The 11,495-nt window shown below is 42.8% G+C and carries 8 protein-coding genes; 3 read left to right on the forward strand and 5 right to left on the reverse strand.

Annotated features, from left to right (window positions below):
- Positions 1-125 precede the first annotated feature (125 nt).
- Entirely contained in the window at positions 126-1,964 is a 1,839-nt protein-coding gene (locus tag DQQ10_RS09825) for a glycoside hydrolase family 13 protein (RefSeq protein ID WP_112746692.1), read from the forward strand.
- Positions 1,965-2,047: 83 nt separating this feature from the next.
- On the opposite strand, the gene DQQ10_RS09830 is transcribed toward DQQ10_RS09825, so the two are convergent.
- Together DQQ10_RS09830 and DQQ10_RS09835 are read right to left on the reverse strand one after the other, a co-directional pair.
- Positions 2,048-3,082: a hypothetical protein gene (locus DQQ10_RS09830; protein WP_133259601.1), complete on the reverse strand. Its 1,035-nt coding sequence runs from the start codon at positions 3,080-3,082 to the stop codon at positions 2,048-2,050.
- A 467-nt stretch (positions 3,083-3,549) separates the two neighbouring features.
- Positions 3,550-4,005: a nuclear transport factor 2 family protein gene (locus DQQ10_RS09835; protein WP_112746694.1), complete on the reverse strand. Its 456-nt coding sequence runs from the start codon at positions 4,003-4,005 to the stop codon at positions 3,550-3,552.
- Positions 4,006-4,421: 416 nt separating this feature from the next.
- On the opposite strand from DQQ10_RS09835, the gene DQQ10_RS09845 reads away from it, so the two are divergent.
- Complete coding sequence (locus DQQ10_RS09845) at positions 4,422-4,628, forward strand: hypothetical protein (RefSeq protein WP_112746696.1); 207 nt, start codon at positions 4,422-4,424, stop codon at positions 4,626-4,628.
- A gap of 20 nt (positions 4,629-4,648) precedes the next feature.
- Positions 4,649-5,278, forward strand: a complete 630-nt coding sequence (locus DQQ10_RS09850; protein ID WP_112746697.1) for a hypothetical protein — start codon at positions 4,649-4,651, stop codon at positions 5,276-5,278.
- A gap of 854 nt (positions 5,279-6,132) precedes the next feature.
- On the opposite strand, the gene DQQ10_RS09860 is transcribed toward DQQ10_RS09850, so the two are convergent.
- The 3 genes from DQQ10_RS09860 to DQQ10_RS09870 all read right to left on the reverse strand — a co-directional run bounded on the left by DQQ10_RS09860 (position 6,133) and on the right by DQQ10_RS09870 (position 11,484).
- Complete coding sequence (locus DQQ10_RS09860) at positions 6,133-6,882, reverse strand: hypothetical protein (RefSeq protein ID WP_112746699.1); 750 nt, start codon at positions 6,880-6,882, stop codon at positions 6,133-6,135.
- 38 nt (positions 6,883-6,920) lie between these two features.
- Positions 6,921-9,767 carry an alpha-amylase family glycosyl hydrolase gene (locus tag DQQ10_RS09865; RefSeq protein WP_112746700.1) on the reverse strand — a complete coding sequence of 949 codons (2,847 nt, stop codon included), beginning with the start codon at positions 9,765-9,767 and terminating at the stop codon, positions 6,921-6,923.
- Positions 9,768-9,849: 82 nt separating this feature from the next.
- Entirely contained in the window at positions 9,850-11,484 is a 1,635-nt protein-coding gene (locus tag DQQ10_RS09870; protein WP_112746954.1) for a RagB/SusD family nutrient uptake outer membrane protein, read from the reverse strand.
- Positions 11,485-11,495: the final 11 nt, after the last annotated feature.

The following is an 11,495-nucleotide window of genomic DNA, read 5'->3' on the forward strand; positions in this document are numbered from 1 at the left end:
GTTCCATAAAAACAAACATAGCGGTGGTAATACCGCAAAAATATACGCACCATTCGCTTTTATAATCATGATTGTTTTCGAATTTTACTAACGACCGTGCTGTCTCTTCACCGCGATCGCTGCCTATGAAAAAATTGATACTGCCACTACTCCTATTCTTCATTGTCGACAGTTTTGCTCAGCCGATTAGCGTTTATCCAACAAACTGGTGGACGGGCATGAAACACAACAAAGTTCAGCTGCTGGTAAAAGGTTCCGATGTAAAATTCAATACAAGTACACCGTCCGTAAAACATGCGGGCGTCACCATTGATCAAGTACACCGGCTTGAAAATGGAAAGTACTTCGCAATTGACATCACCATCTCTCCTACTGCCGTACCCGGAAATGTGACGTTCGACTTTATCAATGGCAAGAAAAAACAATCTATCACATGGCCACTAAAATCGCGCGATACGTCGTTGAAGTTTGCGCAAGGTGTTACCTCCGAAGATCTTATTTATCTGATCATGCCCGATCGTTTTAGCAATGGTGATCCGAGCAATGACAAGATCAAGAACTTAAAAGATCAATCGCTAAACCGAGATTCAATCTTTGATCGACACGGCGGCGACATCCAGGGAATCATTAACCACTTAGACTATTTACAAGACCTCGGCGTCACCGCGATTTGGCTTACGCCTGTTTTCGAAAACGATATGCCCAACCGAACGGAACACGGATATGCGATCACGAATCATTACAAGATCGAAAGCAGACTCGGCACCAATGCGCTCTATAGAAAGTTCAGCGAGGAAGTCCATAAACGCAACATGAAACTCGTACAAGATGCCGTTTACAACCACGTTGGTTTGTATCATTTTTTTGTGCAAGAGAAGCCAACAAAAGATTGGTTACACGAATGGCCTAGCTACACAAACACTACCTACAAAGACCAACCACTCATGGATATGTACGCCGCCGAAGCCGATAAAAAAAGGATGAGCGACGGATGGTTCACGCGCATGATGCCCGATCTCAACCAGCATAACCCGTATGTTGCAAACTTCCTCATTCAACATGCACTCTGGACCGTTGAAGAATTCGGCGTAGATGGATGGCGCGTGGACACATACATCTACAACGACCTCGAATTTATGAATCGCTGCAACCAAGCGTTGATGGATGAATATCCTAACATCTCCATCTTCGGTGAGACGTGGGTACATGGTGTTGCTGCGCAAGCCTACTTTACGCAACATACGATAGACACGAAGTTCAAGAGCAATCTTCCTGCTGTGACCGACTTCCAAACGAACTTATACGGCATCATGAATGCCATCAACGAACCATTTGGCTGGACCAATGGCGTGAACAAATTATACACAACACTTGCGCAAGATTTCCTATACAAAGACCCTATGCGGAATGTTGTATTCCTCGACAACCACGATTTGAGTCGCGTCTTTTCCATCGTAGGCGAAGATATTGGTAAGCTGAAATTGGCAATTGCCTGGCTCCTCACTACGCGTGGCGTGCCGCAGTTGTATTATGGAACTGAGATACTAATGAAAGGCTTCACAAATCCTGATGGTTTGGTAAGGAAAGATTTTCTTGGTGGCTGGGCCGAAGACAAGATAAACAAATTCACCCCCGAAGGTCGCACCGCCGCGGAGAACGATGTATTCAATTGGACAAAAGCATTGGCTAACTTCAGAAAGAATTCATCGGCCATCAAAAGCGGTAAGCTAACGCAATTCGTTCCGGAAGATGGCATCTACGTTTACTTCCGCCATGATGAAAAGCAAACAGTGATGTGCATCATGAATACAAGTGATCAAGAAAAGACAATCGACCTGAAACGATTCGCTGAATCCATTAAAAATTTCACCAAAGGGAAAGAAGTCGCGACCGGGAAGTCCTTCGATGTAACAGCTACATTAAAAGTCCCCAAACAATATCTATTGGTGATGGACCTAAACTAAATAACATTGTTCCTAAAATTGAAGCGCTAACGTAGTATCCGTATTCGGATATCAAGCGATTGTTTTGAAAACCGGTATCGAGACTACTTCAAATACATCGTAGCATTCTTGAAGCTCATAATATTTGACGTAATACCGATACTGATCTGCGTTAGCGTTTTATCAATAAAGTAAATGTTGTAGTAATCCTGCCCCTGGTAGAATCTGAGGAAAAATGCAATCTCGTCGAGCCATACGGGATAGTACTTGTATGTCAGGTCCACAACTATTCGTTTTCGCGGATCGAAAGGACTGGCACCATTCATTTCCCCGAAGATCCATCCACTTTTTATCTCGATACTGCTTCGCTGAAGCCAGCGATTCACAGCGTCATTTTTTCTTTTTCGCATCGGGCCAACAATACCCACCTTTCCATAGATTCGATAATATCCATAACGATCATCCAGTTCAGCAATCGACCATCTTGGCGGATGAAACTCAACCCATGCTTTCGCTTCACGGATTGAAAAATAATTCTTCCCTAACTCCGATAGCTTATAGGCGGACAATCCAAACTCGATGAAGTTTGTGGAAAAGTTCCCATTCTCCAGGTTCGGTATGCGTGTAGAGTCAGGGTTGTAAAACGAACCATCCTGTCCGTTGGAATGATGTGCTATCGAAGCAAAGAATACGGCGTTGTTATAAAATATCTTGTGAAGAAAACTTCTTTTCCAGAATTCAATTTCGCGGTAGAATGTCACATATGCTTTATAACTCGGATTCCGGATAGGAAACGACTTCCGGTCGAGCATGCGAATGCCGACTTGTGGATTGACCACAAGCGCCCACTTCCTTTGCTTCCCTGTAAAGAAATAACTGGGAGAAAGCCTGCCTTCAAAGATGAGCGGTTCAAGATTACCCAGACCGCTGCCGAAGGTGATGTAACTCTGCTCACGATTCGCATTCACCAAAGTAAGAAACTTCTGAATCTCCTGAGAGGCTGAAGCAGTGTCTGAATCCTGGCTGAACCCATTAAAGGGTATGCCTATACTCAACAACATAAAAAGTGTAAGTCCGAAGTAGTTCATCACGGAAAATACTGTTCCAATAAAAACGATGCCTGCTCTTTGTCTGCTCAAAAGCCTCGGTTTTCGAGCGTAAATATTTTCGCTACCGTCTGCCCCACCCTTTCGGTAATTACCTGACCCTTGAGGGTGTGGATTTGATGCAAAATAGTTCGCTTTGAGTGTTTAACCTCCGAGCGATTATGTCAAAAAACACTGCGTATGCATCAGATCAAAACAATCATTGAGTTACAGCTTCATGGTCGAAGTATTCGTCAGATAGTGCGGCTTAGCGGGCTGTCCAGAAACACCGTTCGCGACTATCCACGAGAATGTCTTCAACCGGCATGAGCTTACAAGGAGTTGCTTTCGCTGGACGATGAATCGCTACGCGCATTAATAGCATGTATTAATAACATGTCTGGAGAGCAAATGTAAAGTAAGGGTTAGAGGGCGACGAAGGAGAAAAAGCAAATGTCGCGTTGAGCCTTTTTAAACAAAATTATTGGTAAAGTGTGTAGACACCCAAAAAAACGCTCGCATTATTTCTTCTCCTGATTCTTTGGAACTTCTCTCCACGTGTAACTCTTCTGAACGATCTTCCATGAACCTTCATATTTTACCAGGAGAAAGTAATCGGTGAAAATTCTCCAGTTCGGTACTACGATCTCTGCTTTGGCAATCGCAGCATCTTTTTCGTAATCGATGGATATTATGCGGCCAATGCGATTTGTCTTTTCTCCTTTTTTTACCTTGGCGATATATTCCTTTCCTGAGCGAATTAGTAGACTATCTTTGTCGGTTACAGCATACAATTTAAAGTCGGGGTGAAAAGCTTTTTTTAATCGGTCTGGATCTCCCACAGCAGTGCCTTCGATGTAGTCCATAACTGTTTCGGTGATCTGCTCGATTTCTGATTTGCTGTTTTGAATCTGAGCAGTCGCATTTAATACTGTCATCAGAATTAAGCCGAGGACTAGAATTTTACAACGGTTCATGTTATGTGTGTTAATTGGGGATAGACGGTCCGTAAACGTAGGAGCTAAGATAATAATTATAGTTTAACGACAACGGAAATTATTGGGATGGTCTTTGTGAGCTACACTTATCTTACGCGATGGGATGTTCATCATATGGCTAACAAAAAGTACAACTTACATAGTGGTTCTTTGACAGCCATAAAGCGTGACAAAGGACTCAAAGCTACTACGAAACGTAAAGTGTCAGAGGGCAAAAGCAGATTAAGCGTATTGAATGCCGTCAAAAACAAGAGTAGTGGCTTTTGTGAATAACCAGCGGATGTATATGCGACATGCAATCTAAAAACTTAGAAATACTTATTAGTGATCATTTTGCAACATCGAAATGCATTTTAGCTTAACTTCATCAAGCTAATACCTAAACACATTAAATCATGAAAAGAATTGCAGTCGCCATCATCTCCATTTGTTTTCTGACGGCATGTGGAAAGCCGAAAGAAGAAGCTAACGCCCTTACACCTGAACAAGAAACGCAGCTCGTTGACTCTGTTGCGCTACATCTCGACCAACACAAGGACGAACTTCAACAGAAAGCCGATAGCGTCACCAACGACGTAGATTCGTTATTAAAAGACATTTAGTAAACCTTAACCTGAACGCCATGAAAAAAATAATAGCACTCGCACTCGCGGCATCGGTCGTCGTTATGTCAAGCGCCAACACTTTTGCACAGGAGAAAGAAAAGGAAAAAACAAAGGCCAAAGAAGTTAAGAAGGAAGCTAAAGAAGGAAAAGAAAAAGCTGACAAGAAGATCAAGGAAGAAAAAGAAAAAGCAAAAGATAAGGCCACAGAGAAAGTCGATGAAAAAGAATCCGGCGGCGCCGGCAATGGCAAAGCGGAAAAGAAAAGTGGCGACAAAGAAAAAGGTAAGGGCAACGCTTACGGAAAGGACAAAGGAGATCTTAGCGGTCGCGACTTCGGCAAACTTCGTTCTCAAGAAGCGCGTACTAAAATGAAAGCCGAGCTCGATGAAATGGACAAAGACATAAAAGCCAAAGAACAAACTGCTGCCGACAACGAAAAGAAAGTAGCGGAAGCCGAGAAGAAAGTAGCCGAAGAAAAAGAGGCGAAGAAGGTCACAGAAAAAGTGTATGAAGAAAAGAAAGCTAAGATCGAGGAAGCAAAAAAGAAGATTGAAACATTGAAAGAAGAGATCTTCAAGAAACGAAGCCTATGGACGAAGATGTCGGAAGAGTTGAAAGCTGCTGAAGCAACGCCAGCGGAGAATTAATTGAGATATCCTATAAGCAAAGAGCCCTGTACAAATGACTGGGCTCTTTTTTTTCAGAGTTGAACGTCACTTCAAGCACCCCAAACCATGAAGATGGTTTTCCTCATCCGTTATTAGTTCAACTCTGGCCGCGCGCAGCCAGAGTTGACTGCTTCGATTCTTGGCAACTTCAACAAATTAACAACGCGCTCAACCCTACTTATGGTAATGAAGTGCATAATCAACCATTAGCGTAAATGCACCGTATTCTGTTAGCCTAGTATTATAATAGGGAAGACAATTAGTGCCAATTACCTGACGACGCTTAAAAATTTTATCGCCTTATCTGAATCCGTCTCATCGATCAAGAATTTTATGGCCATTACCCATTTGAGCAGACGCACTCACATTGACGAATAACAGGGGAATAAGAGCCAACAACGCATGGTGCAAGGTAGTGAATTTAGAATAGTGAACCGGATTCATGCTTAAAATTAATGGCTTTACTTGTTCACCGACGCGCGCTATCCGCGCATCATCTTCACGCGAATAGTCGGAAGACTTGAATTATTTTAGGTCCAAGTCCCGCTAACGGCGCGTGGCCTCGCTCAGACTTGAACTAGCGAATGATGCGGAACACTTGTGCGAAACGGGGGATCTTCAAGAAACGAAGTCTGTGGACGAAGATGTCGGAAGAGCTGATTCTATATACTCGCCTCATCCAAATTCGATCAATCTTCCAACTTATTTAATTGCAACGCCCATTAACGACAGTTGTGCTCGCAGTACAAAATTCAAATTCTAAGTCGAAAAAAGCTCGGCCGTTCAGACCGAGCTCTCGCGAAATTTAAAAATGAGTTATTCAACAAATTCTTTTAACATCCTACGCCGCCCCACTTAGGTACGGAAATAACCACCAATGTTCCTTGTGTTGTTCTGTAAACCTTATTGTTACCATCATTGCAGTTGTCTTGTTTTTCTTGAAGACCCCAGTTTGATTGTCTACGGAACTTATATTCAGCACCTTCTACAAGCGGTGCTGCCGCGCAAAATACACCGTTCTTTATTTTATGCATGGCAATATCAGCCTGACCTCCCCAACCTGTAATACTTCCAACGAGTCCAACATCATCGGGAGTATCACTGTTAGTCAACAACACCACTGTTACTTTTCCTTCCTCTTGACAAAGATCAGGAATTACATAGTCAGGCACCGTGAATTTTGCTGATCTTATCGTCTTGTTTCCATCAGTATCAGTTGCTGTGACTTGGAGAATATAGTCACCAGTAGTGAGGTCGCCAATGCCAGATTCTGCTCCACTCCAAACAACAACATTTTCGCCTTCTTCAAAATCATCTTCAATTGTTCCGTTCTTTAATGCAGTCATTCCATTCAACTGAAACACCTCAAACAATACAGCGCTTAGAGGGCTCTTTTCGGTTTCTTGAATAGTCGCTGACACGTCAGTTGGTACGCCAGCAAAAACCAAGGTTCCAATGCCAACATTTACAGATTTAACGTTTGGTGCAAGTGACGGAATACCCTTAAGATCATCATCATTATCACAAGCGATTGTTATTAAAACAATCAATGAAAATGTTAGTAAACTATATTTAAATCTCATATGGTTAAGTTTTTAGGTTGTCAAATTTTATTTATGCACTAGTGTGCTTTTATAATTTTTACTCTTTCTACTTTATGCTTGTACACAAGCTCTGCAATGTAAAGTCCCGCTTTTAATGCACCCGTGCTCCATGCGTGGGCGGATACTTTTGCGAGATTGGTAACTGCTCCCTGAATACTTACGAATCGTACTTCTTCAGGAGTATTATGTCCGTCTACAATCAAGATATCGTTCACAGGATTAGGATAAACCGAATAGAACGTGCTAACCTCTTCTGATCCAGTAACAGACAATGGTGGTGCCTCAATCTTAATGTCGGTGAACAACATGTATTCTCCTGGAGAGAAGCTGATCTTCGCGCTGTTTGCATCCGTAATTTCGAAGGGCAGTCCTCCTCTGTAGTATTCGTACCACACGCCAGTATGCGGAAAACTTACAGCAATATCCTTGGCTGTCACATCGAAATTAGCAACAATCTGAACGTTCATTTCAGCAGCAGTTGAAGGTGCCGTTGTGTACGGAGAATTCTTTAACGTGATCTGTTTCGATAATGAAGATCCTCCAAGTATTGTCGCTGTTCCTTCACGAAACACGTCATACTCCTTTCTTAATCTCAACAGATCAGAAATATGATCAAAAAGTTTAGCCCGGTCCGCATCATCTTGAAAACTCCAACGAACAGGTTTTACCGTAAGCCGACAATCGTTATTTATTGTTCCATCTGCACATCGATTAATGCTTTCCTGATACCCAAGTTCTCCAAATTGCCAAATCATTTTCGGACCTGGAATGGTAAGGAACATCGTATTTGCAGCACGCATTCTTTTGAGCGAAGTGGTGACGTCCTTCACGTTGTACTTACCTTGAAAATTTCCGTAGTTGATATTTTGGTACATTAATCTTTCTTCATCGTGGCTTTCCATGTACCCAATCAAGTTAGGAACAGTCCAATTTCTGTTCTTGTAGTAAATACGGCTGATGTCAGCATTATCTCCATACCCTTTCGTATTTTGATTATAGACATGATTCATATTTCCCCACAGCATCATACCATGATTTGATAATTCTATCTCTTCCGCATCTTGCGCGAAATGCTCTAGGATTACATAAGCATCGGGTGAATGGCTCCATATTTCATTAGCCATACGCTTTAGTATTGCAATTCGTGAGTCATCCTTTACGCCAAAGCAGGCCTCGTCAGAAGTACTTCCATTACAAACTGTGTTCTGCGTAAATCCTTTGGACAAATCGAAACGAAATCCATCTACCTTAAATTCGTTCAACCAGTAATGTGCCACTGTATCGACGTAATTTTTAGTATACGTGCTTTCATGGTTCATATCGTAAAACACGTTATACGGATGTTTTGCCGATACATTAAACCATTTGTTGGTTGGGTTTGGCTGACTAGTTGAAAAATTGAAATCAAGTAGTACCAACGGATTCGGCGTATCTTGATGATTCAGTGCAATGTCTAAAATCACTGCAATACCATTTTCATGAGCCTTGTCAACCAATTCCTTGAGCTTATCTTTCGTTCCATAATACTTATCAGGAGCAAGCATGAAGGTCGGATTATATCCCCAACTCTCATTGCCATTAAACTCCATGATTGGCATCAATTGAATCGCATTCACGCCCAATCGTTTAAAATATCCAAGTGTATCAATTAAGCTTTTATAGGTGCGCGCGTTGGTACCAAAAAGATCTCTGATCAGTAACTCGTAAATAACAAGTTCCTCTTTCTTGGGCTTTTGGTAATCCTCGGTCTGCCACTCGTAGGGCTGTTGATTTGTTTGGAGTACTGCGACGCGATTGAAACGCTCATCCTCATGCAAAGCTTGAGCTGGGTATAACTTCAGATTAGGGTAGCTTGATGCTGGTATATACTGGTCGTTTGGATCTAGTATCTTGTCAGCGTAAGGGTCTGCAAGATATATCTCCTCATCGACTAGGTATTGAAAACCGTATTCAACGCCAGGAGAAAGGTCATCGATTGTCAACCAAAAATGCTCCCCATCTTTTTTCATATGGTAGTCGGAAGAAATTGTCCAATCATTGAAATCCCCCACAACGTAAACTGATGTCTTTCCAGGTGCAAGTAAACAAAGTGTCGCAGAGGTAGCTTCGGCAGAATTATAGTTGATACCGTCGATCACTCCTACCGGCCTCTTCTGACTGACAGCGGTCTCTCGCACGACAAATCGAAATTCATCTTTCGCCGTGGTCCCTTGAAATGTCCCTTCTACAGCAACGTGGTACGTGCCTGTCGATGATACGACGTAATCGAAATCAAAGGTCGTTGAAGGGTTAGGAGTTGTCTCTATTGCCTCTCCATTTACTTTTAGTGTGAAGGTTGTCGCCGCGCTTCCACCACCTTCTACGGAGATAGAAGAACCAGCATTAACAAACATCATCTCGTCTTGCGGATTACTCAATACAATGGCAAAACCCTGCGTAAAGCTTACGAATCTATCTGTATCAGTCTGTTTTCTATCGTCCCAGCTTTTGGATTTAAGCTTCAATCCAATCTTACTAATCTCCGATGCCGGCTTACCAAAAAATGTCGACGGGGTAAACGTGATTTGATATTTATCTGGGTTCGTGCTTATCCGCGTACATTTTGCTGCATCAGCGGCCGAAGTAGCAGGATCGATATTCGTAGGCGCATCAGCGTCCCCACTTGCATTGTCGATCCAAGTCCATATGTAAACAGGATTTGAACTATTGTTCCAGGCAAAACCATCCAATGACGTCCCTGTTACATCGACGGTAATCGTCACGGGTTCATCCGCCTTCGGAAACAATGGGTCTGTCGTTACTATCTGTGCTTCAATCACCCCGCTACTCAAAAGCAACAACAAAGTCAGAAACTTAATTTTCATGCAATACCAATAAAATAGATTGAATAGAAATTGATCATAAGCTTGCCACACTCAATAGAGAGTGTGGCAAGTCTCAAATCATTTAATAGTCGTCGTTTTGTGTTAGATTGGTATTGGCGATGATTTCGGTTGCTGGGATGGGGAAAATGTTTCTAAAACTTTCAGTTGCTTTTCCATCCTTCACGCCACCTTTCCACGGCCAAACGCCACGCGGGTTATTGGTAGGATTATCTGTAAACACACCAAATCGTACCATGTCAGTTCTTCTTTGGCCTTCCCAATAAAGCTCGCGGGCACGCTCGTCTAAAAGGAAGTTGAGTGTAAGGTCCGATGCATCGATCTGTCCCTCGGCGGGGTACTCCGGATATGCTCGTTCTCTAATGAGGTTTACAGCTTCAACAGCATCATCCATGCTTGCACCATCGCCACCTCTTACGACAGCCTCTGCAAACATCAGGTAAACATCGGCAAGCCTGAATAATGGAAAGTCAGTATCTGTAAATTGTGGATCTTGACCAGGTTGACCATCGCGATTAACATTGCGATACTTGGTCACGATAATACCGTCTCTAAAGTCATTGACATCCTCAATTTCCAATTCTTGTCCATCCGTCCAGAAAAGCGCGCGGGTATCCGCCTCACCGTCTGTGTCAGGGAATAAATTTACGATGCTCTTGGTCGTTCTATGACCTGCCCAGTTTGCATTATTACCGATAATTGAATTTCGTCCGTTAGTAACTTGATTCGCCAACGTTCCGCCACATGCGCCATTAATGATCAAGGAAACACCACCGAAGCTCTGTGTTTTCAAGCCGTCATGCGGTACACCGAAAATGATTTCCGTTGTTTCGTTATTGTCAGTTAAAAAAAGATGCTGATAAACTGGCTCAAGCGTATATCCTGCAGCCATAATCTTCTTACAATAAGTAATACAATCTGTGTATCGGTCTTGGCCTAAGTATACCTCAGCATTCAAATAAAGCTTAGCGAGTACAATCCATGCTGCAGCGCGGTCAACGCGACCATACTGATTCGCTCTTGGTTCAGGAAGAATCGTCTCGATTTCTTTAAGTTCTGCTTCAACGAAATCAAAGATTTGCTGAGGTGTTGCTTGTGGAGGCTTCGCACTAGACGAACTGTTCTCATCGACAAACGGAATGTTTCTAAAATAATTTAATCCATGCCAGTAAGCCATCGCGCGAAGGAATCTTGCTTCGGCACGATAAGAGTCTGCCGTCGCTGTAAATGAAGCGGGAAGCCCCCGCTCCGTGAGTTTCGTCGGCGCTATTTCACGAATGAACAAATTGGCTAATGCAATCTGATAAAAAATACGATAGTAGAACTGCGTTATGAATGGACTTTGCGAAGTCCAATTCTGTTGATGATAGTCTTTCAAACCAATATCACCCCAAGACGTTACGGCTTCATCCGTTGATAAGGTCTCCATATTCCAAAGACCTCTCATGTATTGAGAAAAACCTTCATCTCCCGTGCGGATATCACGCAAATCTGGACGGTCACCAGGGGCTGCAGGTCCATTCTGGCCGGTCGTAGTTAGACCAGCATACAATTTTGCCATAAACTGCTTATAGCCTTCTGGCGTCGTTAAGAGGACATCTGAAGTCGCACTGCCCTTCGGCTTCACATCGAGGTCAGTACAAGAGAATACTCCCAAGATGCAGCATGATAGTACTATTATAGATTTAATATTTTTCATTGTCATTGTCT

The sequence above is a fragment of the Pseudochryseolinea flava genome (assembly GCF_003286915.1).
Lineage (GTDB): Bacteria > Bacteroidota > Bacteroidia > Cytophagales > Cyclobacteriaceae > Ohtaekwangia > Ohtaekwangia flava.

Excerpts from the sequence above, each read along its gene's own strand:
- DQQ10_RS09825 (WP_112746692.1), top strand. The coding sequence starts at position 126 with ATGAAAAAATTGATACTGCCACTACTCCTATTCTTCATTGTCGACAGT.
- DQQ10_RS09835 (WP_112746694.1), bottom strand. The coding sequence starts at position 4,005 with ATGAACCGTTGTAAAATTCTAGTCCTCGGCTTAATTCTGATGACAGTA.
- DQQ10_RS09845 (WP_112746696.1), top strand. The coding sequence starts at position 4,422 with ATGAAAAGAATTGCAGTCGCCATCATCTCCATTTGTTTTCTGACGGCA.
- DQQ10_RS09850 (WP_112746697.1), top strand. The coding sequence starts at position 4,649 with ATGAAAAAAATAATAGCACTCGCACTCGCGGCATCGGTCGTCGTTATG.
- DQQ10_RS09860 (WP_112746699.1), bottom strand. The coding sequence starts at position 6,882 with ATGAGATTTAAATATAGTTTACTAACATTTTCATTGATTGTTTTAATA.
- DQQ10_RS09865 (WP_112746700.1), bottom strand. The coding sequence starts at position 9,767 with ATGAAAATTAAGTTTCTGACTTTGTTGTTGCTTTTGAGTAGCGGGGTG.
- DQQ10_RS09870 (WP_112746954.1), bottom strand. The coding sequence starts at position 11,484 with ATGAAAAATATTAAATCTATAATAGTACTATCATGCTGCATCTTGGGA.